Source organism: Clostridium sp. (assembly GCF_051654825.1).
Taxonomy (GTDB): domain Bacteria; phylum Bacillota; class Clostridia; order Clostridiales; family Clostridiaceae; genus Clostridium.
Map to the genome: position 1 here is coordinate 1 of NZ_JBOFYU010000261.1, position 20,921 is coordinate 20,921.

Sequence of the window (20,921 nt, forward strand, 5' to 3'; positions counted from 1 at the left end):
TTTATATTTTTTAACTAATTTGTATGTGATAAAAATAAGTATTAATAATCCGATTAATATAGCAATCACACTATATTGTTTTAGAACTTTTTGTATTAAATCTGTATTTTCTCCTAAGAAATATCCTAAGGATATTAAAATTATGTTCCAAATAGTTATTCCACCGAATGAATATAAAATAAATTCTGAATACTTCATTTTTACAGCGCCAACTGCTATAGATATATAAGTCCTAGTAAGAGGTAATAGTCTAGCTAAGAAAACAGCTGCCTTTTCATACTTTTCTAAAAATGAATTGATTTTTTCAGCACTCTTTTTTGTGCTAGGAGATTTATTTGTTAACCATTCTATTATTGGAGCACCACCAAAATATCCAAGAAGATAACAAATAGTAGATCCTATTAGACCTGCAACTATACTGACTATAATAGCTGGAATAAATCCAAAGTTATCATAAGATGCTAAAAGACCTATAAATGGAAGTAGAATTTCGCTTGGTAGTGGTAGGCAAGCATATTCTAAAAAGACTGCAATAAAAATGCCTATATATCCAAAGCTTTGTATTGCGTTAGTAATAAAATTAATAAATTCGTTAGTTGATTCCATAAGTACACCTCTCTTTAAATTAGTATAAATGTTATTATATTCAATAATTGTAAAATTAATCAATAGCTAAAAAGAAAAAGAGACCTTTAATATAGTTTCTTCATAGAGAAACTATATTAAAAGTCTCGTAACCAAAATGGTATATAGCACCAGGCTTTTATGCCGCGATTGTTGACGCTATATTTACTACTACTCCCCTTTAATAAAAGAAATATCATTTAATAGAATTATAAGACTACTAAGTTAGTATGTCAATATATAATAAATTTTAAATTATATTTTTATTATACTAAACAGAATATGTGCATAGAATTAAATGTGACTAACTTATAAGTGGACTAAATATTTCACAAAATGACAATAGTACGCATATAATGAAGTAAAGTATTACATGGAGTTGAAAATTCGTGATATACGGGCTAATACTAGCTGGAGGAAAGGGGACTAGACTGTACCCTCTATCAAGATCCAATCAACCAAAACAATTTTTAAAAGTTATAAACAACAAAAGTTTTTTAGAAAACACAGTAGATAGAATAACTCCTTTAATTGAGAAGGAAAATATTTATGTAGTTACAAATCAGGATTATCAAGACAAAATAAGACTAGAGCTAACTAGCATAAATAAGAATAATATTTTTACAGAACCTGAAAATAAAGAAACTGCAACTTGTATTGGACTATCAGCAGTTAAACTATTAAAAAGAGATAGTGATGCTGTAATGGTAGTATTACCTTCTGACCATCATATAGAAGGAAACAAGAATTATATAGAAACATTATCACAAGCGGTAGAAATTGCTAATAAAAAAAGAGGCATAGTAACCATAGGAATAGCTCCAAGTAGACCTGAAACAGGCTATGGCTATATTGAGATGGGACAACGAGTGGTAGGAGAAATACCTAGCTATAGGGTTGCAAGATTTACAGAAAAACCTAATATCGAAGTGGCAAAAGATTTTTTGTTAAAAGGAACCTACTTATGGAATTCAGGAATGTTTGTTTTTAGAGCAGATGTTATTTTAAGAGAGATTGAAAGATACCTTCCGAAACTATATAAGTCTCTTATGGAGATATATAAGCATATAGGAGAGGAAAATGAAGAGGAAATTATTAAAGAGCAATACAATTTAATAGATGGTATTTCAATTGATTTTGGAATAATGCAAAAAACTAGAAAGGCATTCGTAATAAAAAGTGAGTTCATATGGGACGATATAGGAAGTTTTTCAGCGTTAAGTAGATATTTAGATAGTTACAGAAATAACAATGGAGAGAACAATGTATATTTACAAGAATGTGAAAACTGCTCTGTTTTTCCAGGAAAAAGCCTTGTTATAGGATTAGGTGTAAAAGACTTAGTTATAGTTGATGCAGGTGATGTAATATTAGTGATGGATAGCAATAAAGACCAAGAGATAAAGCATTTGCTTAATGATTTAAGTGAAAAAAAGGAATATGAAAAATTCATTTAAATAATTAAAAAAATTCGTTTCTAAAAACAAAAAAGAAACGAATTTTTTTTTGTTTTAAACACAATAACTACTATGTGTTAATAAAATAGAATTATCATATCGGATAATATACGAGATAACTTATGGTTATGTGTACAGTAATAATAAATTGATTTATATAGAAAATAGTACTAAGATAATAATATAACTTATGCTTCGAGTATAAAGTGAGGTGACTATAAATGTTGATGAATACGCATAAAATGTTAGCAGAAAACTTTATAAAAAACATTGATGAAGATAAAGTATTTCTTATTAATGAATCACAGTTTATTTGGGGAAATATTAAGCCAGATTGTGTATCTAAATATAAGCTTAAAAAACATTACTTAGATGAAAGTTTTGAAATGGTAATAAAGAAAATAGAGTTTTTATCTTCACTTACTTTACAAGACATATATACAAAATACTCACCAAAAAAATTTAATCAAGAACTAGGAGTTGTGTGTCATTTTTTATGTGATTTCTTTTGTGTACCACATAATAAAAGATGGGAATTTAAAAATCCTAATTATATGAAAGATCATATATTATATGAGAAAGATTTAGCAAAGGTAGCAAAGGAATTTAAAATTAGTAAAGATATTAATTCACATTTAAGTTCTGAAGAGATAACTGATTATATTATGAAATTGCAGGATGAATATGAGGGAAAAATAGATTATAAACATGATTTAACCTTTGCCTATTATATATGTGATAGTATTATAAACATGATTTTAGAAGAAGTAATACTAAATGAAAAAATTAAAAATCATTTATCATTAGTGATTTAAGCTTGGAATATTCCAAGCTTTTTTTATTTATAATAAATTTATTATAAAGTTGACAATTTTAGTATGATTAGCATATAATAATAAAAAACAAACATATGAGCATGTGTTCATATGAAGGAGGTAATTTATGAGTAGCGTAAATATAATAGAGAGTTGTTCAAGCAATATAATTCATAAAGATGTTGTAGAAGAGGTTAAAAAGTCAATTCCAGAGGATATTGTACTTTATGACTTAGCAGAGTTATTTAAAGCCTTTGGAGATTCTACTAGAATAAAAATACTTTGTGCTCTATTTAAAGCAGAGCTATGTGTATGTGATTTAGCAGCATTATTAAATATGAGTCAATCAGCAGTATCACATCAATTGAGAGTACTAAAGAATAATAGGTTAGTTAATTTTAGAAGATCAGGAAAAGTTATTTATTATTCACTAGCTGATGATCATATAAAGCATATATTCGATGAAGGTTTTAAGCATATTATAGAATAAATATCAAAGGGGGATTAGATATGGAAAATTCAAAAAAAATTAAGCTTATATTATCAGGTTTAACATGTGCCAATTGTGGAAATAAAATAGAAGAGCGAGTAAATAAACTAGAGGATGTTATAGAAGCAAACTTAAACTTTTCAACATCACTTTTGTTAGTTGAGTATAAAGAATCAATAGATAAGAAAATAATTGTGGATAAAGTAAAAGAAATTGTTAAGAGTTTAGAGCCAGATGTTAAGGTTATGGAAAAGAGCAACAATATATCAAATAGAAATTCAGTAAAATTAAAGCAAAATAATGTTTGTACTGATTCAAAGTGCACAGATACTCATGAATCAGTAATAGAAAGTGAAAAAGTAAATAAAAAAACTAGTAATGATAATAGCTTAGTTAGTATTATTAAAGAAAATTTAAGACTTATCATTGGTGCTATAATATACTTTATAGCAATTATATCTCCAGAAAATGTAAGCATTTCAATAGTTTTATTTGCATTAGCCTATGTTTTAATCGGGGGCAAGGTTGTTTTAACAGCTTGTAGAAATATATTAAGAGGTGAAATTTTTGATGAAAACTTCTTAATGACTGTAGCAACTTTAGGAGCATTCTTTATTGGTGAATTACCAGAGGGTGTTGCTGTAATGCTATTTTATGAAGTAGGAGAAATGTTCCAATCATATGCTGTTAATAGATCAAGAAAATCTATAACATCATTAATGGATATTAGAGCTGACTATGCGAATATATTAGAGGGAGATGTTGAGAAAAAAGTATCTCCAGAGTTAGTTAAAATAGATGATGTTATATTAATAAAGCCAGGGGAAAGAGTGCCTTTAGATGGAGTAGTAGTAGAAGGAAGTAGTTTTGTTGATACATCTGCTTTAACTGGAGAAGCTGTTCCTAGAGAAATAAAACAAAATGAAGAAATATTAGCTGGTTATATAAATAATAGTGGAGTTATAAAGGTAAGGGTAACAAAGTTATTTGAAGAATCAACAGTTTCAAGAATTTTAGAATTAGTTGAAAATGCTTCAAGTAAAAAAGCACCTACTGAGAAATTTATAACAAAATTCTCAAAAGTATATACACCAATAGTGGTATTTTCAGCATTAGCACTTGCAGTTATACCACCACTTCTTTTACCCTCAGCTAGCTTCCAAGATTGGATATATAGAGCACTTATATTCCTTGTTGTGTCATGTCCATGTGCTTTAGTAGTTTCTATTCCTTTAGGTTTATTCGCTGGAATCGGTGGTGCATCTAAAAGAGGGATATTAGTAAAGGGTGGAAATTATTTAGAAGGATTAAAAGATATAGATACAGTAGTATTTGATAAGACAGGTACTTTAACAAAGGGAATTTTCAAGGTTGTTGAAATAAATGAAATTAATATAGATAAAAATATTCTTTTAGAAATATCTGCAATAGGTGAATCATTATCAAATCATCCAATAGCACAATCAATAGTAAGTGCTTATGGTAAAGAAATAGATAAAAATAAAATAAAAGATTATGAAGAAGTATCAGGGCATGGAATAAAGGCAATAATTAATAATAGCACAGTGTTATTAGGAAATGAAAAGTTAATGAAAAAATTTAATATTGCATTTAAAAATGAAGACACTATAGGTACAATAGTTCATATTGCAATTGACAATGAGTATAAAGGAAATATAATTATTTCTGATGAAATAAAAGAAAACTCAAAGAAAGCAATAAAAGATTTAAAAGAAATAGGTGTATTAAAAACAGTTATGCTAACTGGAGATAGAAAAGCAGTTGGAGAAAAGGTTGGAGATATGCTAGAAATAGATAATGTATATTACGAGCTTTTACCAACTGATAAAGTTGATAAAATAGAAAATATATTATCTAATAAAGTTGGAAATGGAAAAGTTGCTTTTGTTGGTGATGGGATAAATGATGCCCCTGTATTAGCTAGAGCAGATATTGGTGTTGCGATGGGAGCTATAGGATCAGATGCGGCAATAGAAGCGGCTGATGTCGTTTTAATGAATGATGATCCGGAGTCTTTAGTTGAAGCTATTAAGGTAGCCAGAAAAACTAATAAAATATTATGGCAAAATATTATATTCTCACTTGGAATAAAAATATTTGTATTAATATTAGGAGCTATGGGAATAGCAAATATGTGGGGAGCGGTTTTCGCTGATGTAGGAGTTACTATTTTAGCAGTATTAAATTCTGTTAGATGTTTAAAATAAATTAAAATGTAATAATTTGTAGTTTAAAATAGTAAATTATGCAAATACTTTAAAGTAGATTAATATCTGTTGACAAATTTCATCATATTAAATATAATGAATTAGGTTGAAAATATTTCAGGCATAAGGGAAGCATACAAGATCGCTGATCTTGATTACAAAGCTAGATAAATCAATGGTTTATCTAGGTTTTGTATAAATTGGGAGACTTATGTATAACGGATCTGCTACGTTATACATAAGTCTCCTTTTTTAAATATCATAAGGAAAAATGATAAATTTGGAAATAACAAATTTTATTGAAATTAATTAGTCTAGTTTAAAAAACACAAAAAACATACAGCTTATAATGAGAGAGGAAGTATAAAAAATGGGGATTTTAAGTATATTTTTTATTGCTATAGGATTAGCAATGGATGCATTTGCAGTTTCATTAACTATGGGATTTAAGGTTAAAAATGAGAATAAAAGATTAATGGCAATAAAAGCAGGTTTATTTTTTGGAATAGCGCAAGGTATAATGCCTGTTATAGGATGGATACTAGGAAATAATTTTAAGGCTTATATAGAAGGTGTAGATCATTGGATTGCAGTTATACTATTAGGTATAATTGGAATGAAAATGATATATGAGGGATTAAGTGGAGAAGTGGAAGAGGAAGACACAGTATATTCAAATAAGAAATTATTCTTATTGTCTATAGCAACGAGCATAGACGCCTTAGCTGTAGGGATTACTTTTGGAGCGTTAAGTGTAAATATAATTAGTGCAGCATTAATTATAGCATTAACAACATTAGTAATATGTATAGTAGGGGTTTATATAGGAAAGGCTGTAGGTAGCTTATTACAAGGAAAAGCCGAAGTTATTGGTGGAGTAATATTAGTTTTAATAGGTTTAAAAATACTAATAGAACATCTAGGGTTATTAAGTTTTTTATAAGGTTTGTTAAATAGATAACTAAAGTTGTTCTAAAAATATTAGAAAAGTGTTAAAATATAGAATATAGAGTCTTTATTAGTGATATTAAGACTAAACTAATAAAAATAAGTTGTTAAGGAGAAGGTACAGTATGGAAAAGAAAAAGAATATTTCTATGGCTGTAATTAAGAGATTACCAAAATATCATAGATATTTACAAGAGTTAATGAGAAATGATGTAGATAGAATTTCATCTAAAGAACTTGGTGAGAAAATTGGATTTACAGCTTCTCAAATAAGACAAGATTTAAACTGTTTTGGTGATTTTGGGCAGCAAGGTTATGGATACAATGTTAAAGATTTATACAAGCAAATAAGTCTTATACTAGGGTTAAATAAAGAATATAGAACATTAATAGTTGGGGCAGGAAATATAGGTCAGGCGGTTGCAAATTATAGTAGATTTTCTGAACTTGGATTATCTTTAGATGGTATATTTGATGCTAATCCAAAATTAATAGGATTAAGAATGAGAGGAATAGAAATTCAAGATATAGACAATCTAGAGGAATTTTTAAGTAAAAATAGCATAGATATTGGTATGATTTGTGTTCCGAGAATAAATGCACAAAAAGTTTGTGATATATTGGTTGCAGGTGGAATAAAAGGTATATGGAACTTCGCACCTGTTGATTTAGTTGTACCAGAAGACGTAATAGTTGAAAATGTACATCTTTCAGAAAGTCTATTAACGTTAATTTATTTACTACACAAAGAAGATGAATAAGGAAAAATTGTAAAAAATATCTTAAATTTCAAATAATTATTGCAAAAAAAATATCTAAAGTTTATAATCATAATTGAAGTCGAAAGCTTCAATTATTTTTTCGCTATAATTGTTAGAAGATTAACAAAGATTCGAAAAAAGTGATTATTACGACAATTTGATGTTGCTTATATGGTCAAGAGCAATATTAAATATTAAATTTATGGTAGGTAATATTGAAAATATATAGTAAATCAGAACTTATTAGAACTTCTATATATTTTCTTTCTAAAATTTTAATAATGGGGATAAAAGGGAGGACCTTAAGATGGAATTAAAAAATGTAATTCTTGAAAAAGAAGGTAATTTGGCTATTGTTACAATTAATAGACCAAAAGCATTAAATGCTTTAAATTCAGAAACATTAACTGATATTGACACAGTTGTAGCTGATTTAGAAAATGACAACAATATTTATTGTGTTATTTTAACTGGTGCAGGTGAAAAATCATTTGTAGCAGGAGCTGATATTGCTGAAATGAAAGACTTAAGTGAAGAACAAGGTAGAGAATTTGGTCTTCTTGGAAACAAAGTATTCAGAAGATTAGAAAACTTAGACAAGCCTGTTATTGCTGCAATCTCAGGATTTGCTTTAGGTGGTGGATGTGAGTTAGCGATGTCTTGTGACATAAGAATAGCTTCAGTAAAAGCTAAATTTGCTCAACCAGAATCAGGTTTAGGAATAACACCAGGATTTGGTGGTACTCAAAGATTACCAAGATTAGTTGGTGAAGGAAAAGCTAAAGAATTAATTTACACAGGTGCAATAATAAAAGCTGATGAAGCTTTAAGAATTGGTTTAGTTAACAAAGTAGTTGAATTAGAAAATTTAATGGAAGAAGCTAAATCAATGGCAAATATGATAATAGCTAATGCTCCAATAGCAGTTAAATTATGTAAAGATGCTATTAATAGAGGGATGCAAGTTGATATAGATAAAGCTATAGAAATAGAAGCAGAAGACTTTGGTAAATGTTTCTTAACAGAAGATCAAACAGAAGGAATGTCTGCTTTCATAGAAAGAAGAAATAAAAATTTCCAAAATAAATAATCAGAAAATTATTTAAAAAGAAAATTGTCTTAAAAGTTTGAATTTATTTAGGTAATCATAAGGAGGTAAAATTAATGAATTTCGAATTAACGAGAGAACAAGAATTAGTAAAACAAATGGTTAGAGAGTTCGCATTAAACGAAGTTAAACCAATTGCTGCTGAAATCGATGAAACTGAAAGATTTCCAATGGAAAATGTAGAAAAGATGGCTAAGTTAGGTATGTTAGGTATCCCATTCGCTAAAGAATTTGGTGGAGCTGGTGGAGACGTACTTTCATATATATTAACAGTTGAAGAGTTATCAAAGGTTTGTGGAACAACAGGGGTTATAGTATCAGCTCATACTTCACTTTGTGGATCTGTAATAAACGAATTTGGTAACAAGGATCAAAAAGCTAAATACTTACCAGATCTTGCATCAGGAAGAAAGTTAGGTGCTTTTGGATTAACTGAACCAGGTGCTGGTACAGATGCAGCAGGACAACAAACTGTAGCAACTTTAGAAGGTGACCATTATGTATTAAATGGTTCAAAAATATTCATAACAAATGGTGGATATGCTGAAACATTTATAATATTTGCTATGACAGATAAGAGCAAAGGAACTAGAGGGATTTCAGCTTTCGTAGTTGAAAAAAGCTTCCCAGGTTTCTCAATTGGTAAGAAAGAAGAAAAGCTTGGAATTAGAGCATCTTCAACAACTGAATTAATAATGGAAAACTGTATAGTACCAAAAGAAAACTTATTAGGTCAAGAAGGTAAAGGGTTTGGTATAGCAATGAAGACTCTTGATGGAGGAAGAATTGGTATAGCTGCTCAAGCATTAGGTATAGCTGAAGGTGCTTACGAAGAAGCTGTAGCTTACATGAAAGAAAGAAAACAATTTGGTAGATCATTATCAGCATTCCAAGGATTACAATGGATGATAGCTGATATGAATACAAAAATAGAAGCTGCTAGATACTTAGTATATAAAGCTGCTTGCTTAAAAGAAGCTAAGAAGCCTTATTCAGTAGAAGCTGCAAGAGCTAAATTATATGCTGCAGAAGTAGCAATGGATGTTACAACTAAAGCAGTACAAATCTTTGGTGGATATGGATACACTAAAGAATACCCAGTAGAAAGAATGATGAGAGACGCTAAGATAACTGAAATTTATGAAGGAACTTCAGAAGTTCAAAAAATGGTTATCGCAGGAAGCGAATTAAGATAATAGAGGAGGACTTATAGATGAATATAGTAGTTTGTTTAAAGCAAGTTCCAGATACAACGGCTGTTAAAATAGATCCAAAAACAGGAACTCTTATAAGAGATGGTGTTCCTTCAATAATAAACCCAGAGGACAAGCATGCTTTAGAAGCAGCTTTAAGAATAAAAGAAACTTCAGGTGCAACTGTTACAGTATTAAGCATGGGGCCACCTCAAGCACAAAATGCTTTAAGAGAAGCTTTATGTATGGGAGCTGATGAAGCAATTCTTATTACAGATAGAGCATTTGCAGGGGCTGATACACTAGCAACTTCAAAAGCTTTAGCAGGAGCATTAAAAAGATTAAAATATGATGTAGTTTTCGCAGGAAGACAAGCTATCGATGGAGATACTGCTCAAGTAGGACCAGAAATAGCTGAACATTTAGATATACCTCAAGTAACTTACGTTCAAGACGTAAAAGTTGAAGAAGATGGATTATTAGTAAATAGAGCATTAGAAGATGGATATGAATTAATAAAGGTTCAAGCTCCAGTTCTTTTAACAGCTATAAAAGAATTAAACGAGCCAAGATATATGAACGTTCAATATATCTTCGATACAGCTAACAAAGAAATACAAGTTTGGTCAGCTGATGATATAGAAGTAGATAAGGCTGAATTAGGATTAAAGGGTTCACCTACTAAGGTTAAAAAATCAATGACAAAAGAAACTAAGGGAGCAGGAGAAATAGTTAAAGAAGTTGCTCCAGAAGCTGTAAAATATGTGTTAGGAAAATTAAAAGAAAAACACTATATCTAGGATATATTAGGAGGTAAGGAAGATGAATATAGCAGATTACAGAGGCGTTTGGGTATTTGCTGAGCAAAGAGGAGGAGAACTTCAAAAAGTTTCTCTAGAATTACTTGGTGAAGGAAGAAAGATTGCAGATAAATTAGGCGTAAAATTAACAGCCCTTTTATTAGGTGATAACGTACAAGGATTAGCAGAAAACTTAGGTAAGCATGGAGCAGATGAAGTTTTAGTTGCTGAAAGTGAATTATTAAAAAATTATACAACTGATGGATATACTAAGGTAATTTGTGACTTAGCTAGCGAAAGAAAGCCAGGAATATTATTCATAGGTGCTACTTTTGTAGGAAGAGATTTAGGTCCAAGAGTTGCAGCTAGATTATCAACAGGATTAACAGCTGACTGTACAATTTTAGATGTAGAAGTTGAAAATGGAGATTTATTAGCTACAAGACCAGCATTTGGTGGTAACTTAATGGCTACTATAGCATGTCCTGATCACAGACCACAAATGGCTACAGTTAGACCAGGAGTATTCTCAAAACTTCCACTTGAAGAAAGGGATTTCACTATAGAAAATGTTAATGTAAGCTTAGAAGCTAGTGATATTAGAACTACAATTGTAGAAATAGTTAAAGAAAACAAGGATATAGTTGATATAAGTGAAGCTAACTTTATAGTTTCAGGTGGTAGAGGTGTTGGTTCTAAGGAAAACTTTGAATTATTATCAGAACTTGCTTCGGTATTAGGTGGAACAGTAGCTGGTTCAAGAGCTGCTACTGATAATGGTTGGATTGAAAGAGATTACCAAGTTGGACAAACTGGTAAGACTGTAAGACCAAACATTTATATAGCTTGTGGTATTTCAGGAGCTATCCAACACGTTGCTGGTATGCAAGATTCAGATATGATTATTGCTATCAACAAAGATGCTGATGCTCCAATCATGAAGGTTGCTGATTATGCTATAGTTGGAGATATTGCTAAAGTAGTACCAGAAATGACTGCACAATTAAAGGCAATTAAAGAAGCAGAATAGTATTTTATGAGATAAACAATGGACAATGATTTTATTGTCCATTGTTTAAACAAATTAACATAAATAGTTTAATAAAAATTAAACGTATTAGGGTTTAAATTATGGTATATAAGTAGAATTTAGGAGGGAATTATTATGCAAAAGATTTTTGTACTTGGAGCTGGAACAATGGGAGCTGGAATCGTTCAAGCTTTCGCTCAAAAAGGTTATGAAGTTATCGTTAGAGATATAAAAGAAGAATTTGTTGAAAGAGGAATCGCTGGAATCAACAAAGGTTTAAGTAAGCAAGTTGCTAAAGGAAGAATGACAGAAGAAGATAAAGAAGCTATACTTTCAAGAATATCAGGAACTACTGATATGAAATTAGCTGAAGATTGTGATTTAGTAGTAGAAGCAGCTATTGAAAACATGGAAATAAAGAAACAAATATTTGCTGAATTAGATCAAATATGTAAAGAGTCAACAATTTTAGCTTCAAATACTTCATCATTATCAATAACTGAAGTTGCATCAGCTACAAAGAGAACTGATAAAGTTATAGGAATGCATTTCTTTAACCCAGCTCCAGTAATGAAGTTAGTTGAAATTATCAGAGGAATGGCTACTTCACAAGAAACTTATGATGCTGTAAAAGAATTATCAGTAGCTATAGGTAAAGAACCAGTAGAAGTTGCAGAAGCTCCAGGATTTGTAGTTAACAGAATACTTATCCCAATGATAAATGAAGCTTCATGTATCCTTCAAGAAGGAATTGCTTCAGTTGAAGATATAGACACAGCTATGAAATTTGGTGCTAATCACCCAATGGGACCTTTAGCATTAGGAGATCTTATAGGATTAGATGTTTGTCTTGCTATAATGGATGTTTTATATAATGAAACAGGAGACACTAAGTACAGAGCTAGCAGCCTTTTAAGAAAGTATGTTAGAGCTGGATGGTTAGGAAGAAAATCAGGAAGAGGATTCTATAATTATTAATAATAATTTTAAATGATTATAAAATAACTCCATATGCCTAGTGTTATTTTAGATAGGTAAGGATTCAGTTTTGCTGAATCCTTATTTTGCTATAAAGGAAAAATTTATGATATAATCAATTAAAAAAGGAGGGAAAGTATGAACTTAGTACAAAGAACTGAAAAGTATTACGATAAAAAGTATGATTTGAATTGTGCTGAATGTATGTTAGTAGCTGTAAATGAGCAATATGATTTAGATTTATCTAAACAAACTATTAAAGCTATGGCTTCTTTTGGTGGTGGAATGGCTATTGAAAGTATATGTGGTGGAGCTACGGGAGCAATAGCTGCAATAGGTATAATGTTTACAGAGGAAAGTGGACATAAAAGTCCACATGTAAAAGAAATGACTTTAGAATTTATGAATAAATTTAACGATAATTTGGGGACGTTAAATTGTAATGAATTAAAGTCAAAATATAGAAAAAATGATGAAGATAGATGTTTACATATGATGTTAGTAGCAGCAAGAACATTAGAAGAAATTGTAGATAAATATATTGGGGAATATAAAATTTACAGAGTAAAATAGAGTATAGTTCGTTTATATATGAGGGATAATTAATGTATTGAAAGTGATACATGAGGTGAAGAAATGGACTTTAAAAATGTAATTTTTGAAAATGATAAAGTAATAATAGAAGGAACTAGAAATTTTAATATAAAACAAATTCTTGAATGTGGTCAATGTTTTAGATGGGATAAAATAAGTGATACTAATTATATAATTATTGCATATGGAAGAGTTATAGAAGTAATTCAAAATGGTGATGATGTAACTATATTAAATACAAATAAAGATGATTTTAATAAAATTTGGATTAATTATTTTGATTTAGAAAGAGAATACTCTACTATAAAAGACGAGTTAGCAAAAGATGAGATATTAAAAAATAGTGTTGAATTTGGATATGGAATTAGAATTTTAAATCAAGATCCATTTGAAATGTTAATTAGTTTTATAATTTCAGCAAGAAATAGTATTCCATCAATTAAAAAAACTGTTAAAAAAATATGTGAAAAATGGGGAAATAAAATCCAGTATAAGGGTGTAGAGTATCATACTTTTCCTATGCCAGATCAAATAAAAGGTGCAACTCTTGAAGAAATTCAATCAACAGGGGCATCATTTAGAAGTAAATACATAGTAGATACAATTGGAAAAGTTAATGAAGCAATTGAAACGAAAGAGGACTATGAGAAAAATCCTTCAAATTATGAAGAAAGACCAGAAATATTAGATTATGATTTAGAATACATAAAAAACTTAAATGATGATGACTGTCATATTGCATTACAAAAATTCATGGGTGTTGGAGCAAAGGTTGCAGATTGTATAATGTTATTTTCTATGGCTAAACATTCATCATTCCCAGTAGATGTTTGGGTTAAAAGAGCTATGATTCATTTTTATGTTGCACCAGATGTTTCATTAAATAAAATGAGAGTTTTTGCACGTGATAAGTTTGGAAATCTTTCAGGTTTAGCACAACAATATCTATTTTATTATGCTAGAGAAAATGATATAAAAGTTTAAAGTTAAAAAATAAACTCACTCAGATGAAAAATGAGTGAGTTTATTTCTTTTTATTGAAATTAAATAAAAAAATGTTGGAAATGTTAAAAAGTGGAGGTATAATAAAGGTACAGTATGAATATTTTGAAATTTCCGAGTAAGGTGTAAATTTTTAATATAAAAAGCAAAATATTTAGTACAAGCTGTTATATTTATGAGAGATTATTGGAGGTACAAAAATGTATTATTTAGGGATTGATGGTGGAGGAACAAAAACTCGTTACCTACTTGTAAACGATAAATTAGAGAAGGTTGGAGATTGTGAAAGCACTACTATTCATATTCATCAAGTTGGTATAGAGGGATTAAAAAAAGAAATTACAACAAACATATCTAATTTATGTAAAGAAGCTAGTATAGAAGCTAAGGAGATTGCATTTGTTTTTGCAGGTGTTCCAGGATATGGTGAAAGTCAAGAAGATAAAATTAAAATAGATGAAGCAATTAAAGAAGTTATAGAAGTTCCTTATATGATAGATAATGATGCTGTTAATGGTTGGGCAGCAGGAACTGCGTGTAAACCGGGGATTAATATGGTTGCAGGAACAGGAAGTATAGCTTATGGAAGAAATGAAGCTGGAAAGTTAGCTAGATGCGGTGGTTGGGGGCCTGGTATAGGTGATGATGCTAGTGCATATTGGATAGGAATTAGAACAATAAATGAATATACAAAACAAAAAGATGGAAGAAACGAAAAAACTGTTTTAGTAGATATTTTAGAAAAAGAATACAATATAAGCTATGATTTTGAAATAGTTGACATAGTATTTAATAGATTAAAGCAAGATAGAACGCAACTTGCAGGATTTTCTAAGGTATGTTTCTTAGCAGCAGAAGAAGGGTGTCCGGCAGCTAAGAGAATATTTGAAGAAGCAGCAGAGAATTTATTTAAACATATTAAGTCATTATCAAAAACATTAGAATTTACTGAAGAATTTGTAGTTTCATATACTGGTGGAGTATTTAAGGCTGGAAGACATATACTTGAACCTTTAACAAGAATGACTGAAGAAGCAGGATTAAAATGCAAAATTCAAGAACCAGAACTAGAGCCATGGAATGGAGCTGCATTATTAGCGTATAAATTAGGTGGAAATGATATTCCTTTAAATTATAAAGAAATAATGGAAGGTTAAAAATAAAAAATAGAGGTAATTAAAAACCTCTATTTTTTATAATAATATTTTAAAAATAGCGATATAAGTAGTTATATAAGAGAAATTAACAACATATAAATTTACTAAAGGGGATGAGTAATATGCAATATATTATATTAACATTAGGAATAATATTATTTGCTTTTGTAGGAACATTAGTATTTACATCAGTGATTAATAAGGAAAAAGCATTGAAAGAAAATATGAAATACGCATTTATGATTTTACTATTTGCAGCACCGATCTTTTTATTAGTTGGAGGTAGTCTATTTTTAGCATTTAAGCTTATATCAATGCTAGTTTCTATAGATATATCTAATTATCAATTATTTGTAGTGGCTATATCAGGTGTATTTATAATATTTATAGGAGATTTTATAAGTAAAAAAGTAACTACTTCAATTGCAGCTAATACATTAGCTAAAAAGTACGAAGGAAAAGATATTACTGAAAAGCAAATGATGGAAATATTAAATAAGAGTCAAAAGAGCATGAGAGAATGGATGTTGGTTATGATGTTTATAACTAGTACAGTTTTATATATGCTAATTATGAGCTTAGTATCAATAGAATTTACATGGGTATTCTTAATATTAATTTCTAGTATAAACATACTTAGTTATTTAATGTTCTTTAGAGTAAAGCAACCAACTGGTAATTAACAGTTAATACAACATATTCTTTATATTAACAAAAAATATTAAAAAAATTTAAAAAGTAAAGGTTTAGAGAGTGAAAAAAATCTACTTATGTAGGAAAAAACAGAAAATACAAACATAATTGTAAAAAGAAGAATTTAAATACATAAAATGGTTGACAATTTCTCAGCAAACCTTTACAATGTAATTGGGTGGTAATTACCATTCAAAAACTAAAAGGTAAAGATTTTATGGAGGTGCAGTTATGCCAAATATATTATTAACAAGAGTAGATAATCGTTTAATTCATGGACAAGTAGGGGTAACTTGGGTAAATCATTTAGGAGCAAACTTAATATTAGTTGCAAATGATGCAGTTGCAAATGATCCTGTACAACAAAATTTAATGGAAATGGTTGTTCCAGACGCAATTCAAACTAGATTCTTTACAATCGAGAAGACAATCAAAGTAATAGATAAAGCATCACCTAAGCAAAAAATATTCTTAGTATGTAAGACACCACAAGATGTTTTAAGATTAGTTGAAGGTGGAGTTCCAGTAAAAGAACTAAATATCGGAAACATGCATTTTAGTGAAGGTAAAGAACAAATTTCTTCAACAGTTTCAGTTGATGCTGATGATAGAAAGACTTTAAGAAGACTTATGGACCTTGGAGTTAAAGTAGAACAAAGAAGAGTTCCAGACGAAAGACCAGAAATAGACTTAAATGCAGTTATTTAAGTAATAGCTTTAAACATATTTTTTAATTAGTTTTCATTTTTTTAAATCATATATCTATAAAAATAGTATTAAAGGGAGGATGAGAAAAAATGTTAGTACAAGCTTTATTAATTGGACTTTGGGCTGGTATTGCTGGGATCGACATGTTCGATGGGTTAACTCACATACACAGACCAATAGTTACAGGACTTATTGTAGGACTTATTTTAGGGGACATGAAGACAGGACTTATTGTTGGTGCTTCATTAGAACTTGTATGGATGGGGATGGTACCACTTGCTGGTGCACAACCACCAAACGTTGTTATTGGAGGTATAATTGGTACTAGTATAGCTATACTAGGAAACTTAGATCCTCAAGCAGCAATCGGTATTGCAGTTCCATTTGCAGTAGCTGCACAAGCTGGAATAACTTTATTATTCACAGCATTCTCACCAGTAATGCATACGGCAGATAAATATTCTGACGAAGCAAACACAGCTGGAATAGACAAAATCAACTATATGGGATTAGTAGTATTATTTATTTCATACTTCATCTGTGGTTTCTTACCAATATTCTTTGGTGCAGACAAAGCTACAACAATAGTTGAAATGATTCCAACAGTAGTAATTGATGGTTTATCAGTTGCTGGAGGAATGATGCCTGCAATCGGATTTGCAATGTTATTAAAGATTATGTTAAAGAAAGAATATGTTGCTTTCTTAATAGGTGGATTCGTATTAGTAACTTACTTCAACGTTCCAATCTTAGGACTTGCTTTAATCGGATTATGTATTGCATTATATGACTACAATGCAAAGAGTGGTCAAAGCGTACAAGTTGTAAAGGAGGAGTATGAAGATGGAATCTAATTTAGGATACAAAAATTCAAGTACAGAAAAAGTAATAACTAAAAAAGATCTTAACAAAATGGCTTGGAGATCATTATTATTACAAGCATCATTCAACTATGAAAGAATGCAAGCTTGTGGATGGTTATATTCTTTATTACCAGGATTAAAGAAGATTCATACAAACAAAGAAGACTTATCAGCTTCAATGAAAGATCATATGGAATTCTTCAATACACATCCTTTCCTAGTAACATTCATAATGGGACTAGTAATATCAATGGAAGAAAGTAAACAAGATAGAAATACTATAAGAGCAATCAAGGTTGCTACAATGGGACCTCTTGGAGGTATCGGAGATGCATTATTCTGGTTAACAGCTTTACCAATATTTGTTGGTATCGGTGCATCATTAGCTATGGAAGGTAATATTGCTGGACCAATCGTGTTCTTAGTATTATTTAACATACTTCACTTTGGATTAAGATTCTTCTTAATGAACTATGGTTACAACACTGGTGTTAAAGCTATATCTACATTAAAAGAACAAACTAAAAAGATTTCACATGCTGCTTCAATTGTTGGTTTAACAGTTGTTGGTGGACTTATAGCTTCAATGGTTAACTTAAAGACTACATTAGTTCTTAGAGCTGGTGAAGCAGAAGTTGCACTTCAAGAAGGTGTTTTAGATGCAGTAATGCCAAATCTTTTACCACTAGGATATACTTTCTTAATGTACGCTTTACTTAAGAAAGGTAAATCACCAGTTATGTTAATATTAGTAACAATAATACTTGGTATAGTTGGTAAATTAGTAGGAATATTATAAGATTTTAAACAAGGCTTATACTTAATTAATAGTTAAGTATAAGCCTTTAAATTTAAGTTTAAAAATATAAAAAATACTTTAAAAAGTATTTGACAAATTGCAATGAAAATTGTTAATATTATGAATATAGACAGTTCTATATGAATGTTTAGATATATTCCATATTATATGTTATAATTTATCAATAGAATAATGGGGTGATAACAAAATGAATAGCATTGATAAGAATTCACGAACTCCACTATATTTACAGTTGATGGATATATTAATTAATAAGATCAATAAAAATATGGATGAGCATGAACAGTTGCTTTCAGAAAGAGAGATCTGCGACACATATGATGTAAGTAGAACAACGGTTAGACAAGCTTTAGATGAACTTGAAAAAGATGGATACATTTATAAGATTCATGGAAAAGGAACTTTTGTATCACCAAAAAGATTAAATCAAGATTTAATGTCATTTTATTCATTTACAGAAGAAATGAAAAAGCTAGGAAAAGAACCGACATCAGAAGTTATATCCTTTGAGATTGCACATGCTGGAGACAAAGTATCACGTGTATATAAAGTGCACGAGGACGAATTAATGTATAAGATTACGAGAATAAGAAAAGCAGATGGAATTCCTATGATGTATGAGGTAACATATTTACCATTTAATACATTTGAAGGGTTAACAAAAGCTCAATTAGAAGAAAAGCCAATGTATGATGTTTTTATGAATGAGTTTAATATTAAATTGGCATCAGCAGAAGAGTATTTTGAACCAATTTTAACAGGTAAATTAGAAAGTATTTATTTAGAAATTTCAGAGGGAGCACCTAGTTTAAAGATAGAAAGATTCACTTATGATAACACTAAGCTAATTGAATATACAGTAGGTATCGCTCGTGGAGATAAATTTAAGTATAGAGTACAGTTAAACAATAAGTAATAAAAATATTGCTTATATAAAATAAATAAAACTAAAATTTTTTTATAACAACTGGTAATGATGACATTAACAGTTTAGGAGGTATTGAGAATGTTTTTTGGATTAACTAGAGAAAGATTACAAGAATTAGGTGCAACATTTACAGCAACAGAAATTAGACAACAACCAGAAATGTGGGAAAAAACTTATGATATCGTAAGTGAAAATAAAGAAAGAATTGAAAGTTTTTTAAATAAAAAGTTAAAGAGCAATACTAGAATAGTATTAACTGGTGCTGGAACATCAGATTACGTTGGAGATAGCATTTACTTATACTTAGCTAAAAAGTTAAATCTAAGAGTAGAAGCTATAGCAACTACTGATTTAGTTTCAAATCCACATGAGTTTGTTGAAGAAGATACTCCGACAATATTAGTATCTTACGCTAGATCAGGGAATAGTCCTGAAAGTGTTGGAGCATACGATATATTCGAAGAGAATGTTAAAGACATAGCTCAACTGGTTATTACATGTAATAAAGATGGACAACTTGCTAAGAAAGCAGGACAAAGTGAAGATAACCTTTGCTTATTAATGCCAGAAGAAACTAATGATAAGAGTTTTGCAATGACTAGCTCATTTAGCTGTATGTTATTAGCTTCATTATTAGTATTTGATATTAAAAATTTAGAAGAAAATAAAGCATATGTTAAAGCAGTAGCAGAACAAGGAAATTATATTTTAGAGCATAAGTGGGAAGATGTTAAAGCTTTAGTTGACTTTAACTGTGGAAGAGTAGTTTACCTAGGATCAGGAGCTTTAAAAGGATTATGTCAAGAAATGGCTCTTAAAAATCTTGAATTAACAAGTGGACAAACTGTTACAGTTTGTGAATCAGTATTAGGTTTTAGACACGGTCCAAAATCAATAATCGATGGAAACACTTTAGTAATATTCATGAATTCAACTAATGAGTACACAAATCTTTATGATATGGATTTAATAAGAGAAATCCATGGTGATTCAGGAAACCATAAGTTAGCAGTTATAAGCTATAAAGCTAATGATGAGTTAAATGGATTATGTGATAAATACTTAGAAATTGGTGGAAAAGAAGTTCCAGAAGTTTATACAGTATTTAACTATATGTTATTTGGACAAGTATTTGGATTATTTAGCTCATTAAAATTAGGAATTTCACCTGATAATCCAAGACCAGATGGAACAGTTAATAGAGTAGTTCAAGGTGTAACAATACACCCTTATAATAAATAAATTTATTTCACGGAGGAAGATATAAGATGATAGGCGTAATAGTAACAGGACATGGAAATTTTGCAACAGGATTATTAAGTTCATTAGAACTAATTGCAGGGACTCAAGAAAACTTAATAGGAATTGACTTTACTGCTGATGATAATACAGAAACTTTAGAAGTGAAAATAAAAGAAGCTATGTCAACTTTAGGAGATGAAGTTATAGTTCTTTCAGACTTAGTTGGGGGATCACCATTTAAGGTATCAGCTATATTAAGCCAACAATTACAAGAAAAGAAAATTGGTGTAGTTGCAGGAACTAACTTAGGAATGGTTTTAGAAGTTGCATTATGTAGAGATGGAATGGAAGTAGCAGACTTAGTAGACTTTGCTATAAATTCTGGAGTAAATGCAGTTAAGCCATTTGCAATATCTGTAAAAGAAATACAAGAAGAAGAAATAAACGAATTTGACGGAATTTAATATATAAAAAACAGAGGG

The 20,921-nt window shown here is 29.7% G+C and carries 22 protein-coding genes; 21 read left to right on the forward strand and 1 reads right to left on the reverse strand.

Annotated elements, in window-relative coordinates; all coding sequences use genetic code 11:
- Window positions 1–606 (reverse strand): DedA family protein (locus tag ACRDBA_RS15820; RefSeq protein ID WP_438573892.1); only part of this gene is annotated, 606 nt, incomplete at its 3' end.
- 407 nt (window positions 607–1,013) lie between these two features.
- Here ACRDBA_RS15820 and ACRDBA_RS15825 point away from each other — a divergent pair.
- From ACRDBA_RS15825 to agaF, 21 genes are all read left to right on the forward strand, one after another.
- Window positions 1,014–2,081, forward strand: a complete 1,068-nt coding sequence (locus ACRDBA_RS15825) for a mannose-1-phosphate guanylyltransferase (RefSeq protein ID WP_438573893.1) — start codon at window positions 1,014–1,016, stop codon at window positions 2,079–2,081.
- 224 nt (window positions 2,082–2,305) lie between these two features.
- Window positions 2,306–2,896 carry a zinc dependent phospholipase C family protein gene (locus tag ACRDBA_RS15830; RefSeq protein ID WP_438573920.1) on the forward strand — a complete coding sequence of 197 codons (591 nt, stop codon included), beginning with the start codon at window positions 2,306–2,308 and terminating at the stop codon, window positions 2,894–2,896.
- A gap of 127 nt (window positions 2,897–3,023) precedes the next feature.
- Window positions 3,024–3,386, forward strand: coding sequence for an ArsR/SmtB family transcription factor (locus ACRDBA_RS15835; protein ID WP_438573894.1), 363 nt, complete (start codon window positions 3,024–3,026; stop codon window positions 3,384–3,386).
- Between the two features lie 20 nt (window positions 3,387–3,406).
- Window positions 3,407–5,614 carry a heavy metal translocating P-type ATPase gene (locus ACRDBA_RS15840; RefSeq protein WP_438573895.1) on the forward strand — a complete coding sequence of 736 codons (2,208 nt, stop codon included), beginning with the start codon at window positions 3,407–3,409 and terminating at the stop codon, window positions 5,612–5,614.
- Window positions 5,615–5,984: 370 nt separating this feature from the next.
- On the forward strand, window positions 5,985–6,557 hold the full coding sequence (locus ACRDBA_RS15845) for a manganese efflux pump MntP (RefSeq protein WP_438573896.1): 573 nt from the start codon (window positions 5,985–5,987) through the stop codon (window positions 6,555–6,557).
- A gap of 130 nt (window positions 6,558–6,687) precedes the next feature.
- Window positions 6,688–7,323 carry a redox-sensing transcriptional repressor Rex gene (locus ACRDBA_RS15850; RefSeq protein WP_438573897.1) on the forward strand — a complete coding sequence of 212 codons (636 nt, stop codon included), beginning with the start codon at window positions 6,688–6,690 and terminating at the stop codon, window positions 7,321–7,323.
- Window positions 7,324–7,630: 307 nt separating this feature from the next.
- Window positions 7,631–8,413 carry a short-chain-enoyl-CoA hydratase gene (locus ACRDBA_RS15855; protein WP_438573898.1) on the forward strand — a complete coding sequence of 261 codons (783 nt, stop codon included), beginning with the start codon at window positions 7,631–7,633 and terminating at the stop codon, window positions 8,411–8,413.
- Between the two features lie 74 nt (window positions 8,414–8,487).
- Window positions 8,488–9,627 (forward strand): acyl-CoA dehydrogenase, encoded by a 1,140-nt coding sequence (locus ACRDBA_RS15860; protein WP_438573899.1) that lies wholly within the window; start codon window positions 8,488–8,490, stop codon window positions 9,625–9,627.
- Between the two features lie 17 nt (window positions 9,628–9,644).
- Window positions 9,645–10,424: an electron transfer flavoprotein subunit beta gene (locus tag ACRDBA_RS15865; protein WP_438573900.1), complete on the forward strand. Its 780-nt coding sequence runs from the start codon at window positions 9,645–9,647 to the stop codon at window positions 10,422–10,424.
- A gap of 22 nt (window positions 10,425–10,446) precedes the next feature.
- Window positions 10,447–11,454: an electron transfer flavoprotein subunit alpha/FixB family protein gene (locus ACRDBA_RS15870; RefSeq protein WP_438573901.1), complete on the forward strand. Its 1,008-nt coding sequence runs from the start codon at window positions 10,447–10,449 to the stop codon at window positions 11,452–11,454.
- Between the two features lie 135 nt (window positions 11,455–11,589).
- Complete coding sequence (locus tag ACRDBA_RS15875) at window positions 11,590–12,432, forward strand: 3-hydroxybutyryl-CoA dehydrogenase (protein WP_438573902.1); 843 nt, start codon at window positions 11,590–11,592, stop codon at window positions 12,430–12,432.
- A 138-nt stretch (window positions 12,433–12,570) separates the two neighbouring features.
- Window positions 12,571–13,005 (forward strand): C-GCAxxG-C-C family (seleno)protein, encoded by a 435-nt coding sequence (locus ACRDBA_RS15880; protein WP_438573903.1) that lies wholly within the window; start codon window positions 12,571–12,573, stop codon window positions 13,003–13,005.
- A gap of 63 nt (window positions 13,006–13,068) precedes the next feature.
- Window positions 13,069–14,010 (forward strand): DNA-3-methyladenine glycosylase family protein, encoded by a 942-nt coding sequence (locus ACRDBA_RS15885; protein ID WP_438573904.1) that lies wholly within the window; start codon window positions 13,069–13,071, stop codon window positions 14,008–14,010.
- A 218-nt stretch (window positions 14,011–14,228) separates the two neighbouring features.
- Window positions 14,229–15,185: an N-acetylglucosamine kinase gene (locus tag ACRDBA_RS15890; protein ID WP_438573905.1), complete on the forward strand. Its 957-nt coding sequence runs from the start codon at window positions 14,229–14,231 to the stop codon at window positions 15,183–15,185.
- Between the two features lie 122 nt (window positions 15,186–15,307).
- Complete coding sequence (locus tag ACRDBA_RS15895; RefSeq protein ID WP_438573906.1) at window positions 15,308–15,868, forward strand: hypothetical protein; 561 nt, start codon at window positions 15,308–15,310, stop codon at window positions 15,866–15,868.
- Between the two features lie 241 nt (window positions 15,869–16,109).
- Entirely contained in the window at window positions 16,110–16,586 is a 477-nt protein-coding gene (agaB, locus tag ACRDBA_RS15900; RefSeq protein WP_438573907.1) for a PTS galactosamine transporter subunit IIB, read from the forward strand.
- Window positions 16,587–16,675: 89 nt separating this feature from the next.
- Window positions 16,676–17,440, forward strand: a complete 765-nt coding sequence (agaW, locus tag ACRDBA_RS15905) for a PTS N-acetylgalactosamine transporter subunit IIC (protein ID WP_438573908.1) — start codon at window positions 16,676–16,678, stop codon at window positions 17,438–17,440.
- Entirely contained in the window at window positions 17,430–18,248 is an 819-nt protein-coding gene (locus ACRDBA_RS15910; protein ID WP_438573909.1) for a PTS system mannose/fructose/sorbose family transporter subunit IID, read from the forward strand. Before agaW ends, ACRDBA_RS15910 begins: the two co-directional genes overlap by 11 nt.
- 208 nt (window positions 18,249–18,456) lie before the next feature.
- Window positions 18,457–19,185, forward strand: a complete 729-nt coding sequence (locus tag ACRDBA_RS15915) for a GntR family transcriptional regulator (protein WP_438573910.1) — start codon at window positions 18,457–18,459, stop codon at window positions 19,183–19,185.
- Between the two features lie 90 nt (window positions 19,186–19,275).
- A complete protein-coding gene (locus ACRDBA_RS15920; protein WP_438573911.1) occupies window positions 19,276–20,439 on the forward strand; it encodes an SIS domain-containing protein in 1,164 nt (387 codons plus the stop codon).
- A 26-nt stretch (window positions 20,440–20,465) separates the two neighbouring features.
- Window positions 20,466–20,903: a PTS galactosamine/N-acetylgalactosamine transporter subunit IIA gene (gene agaF / locus ACRDBA_RS15925; RefSeq protein ID WP_438573912.1), complete on the forward strand. Its 438-nt coding sequence runs from the start codon at window positions 20,466–20,468 to the stop codon at window positions 20,901–20,903.
- Window positions 20,904–20,921: the final 18 nt, after the last annotated feature.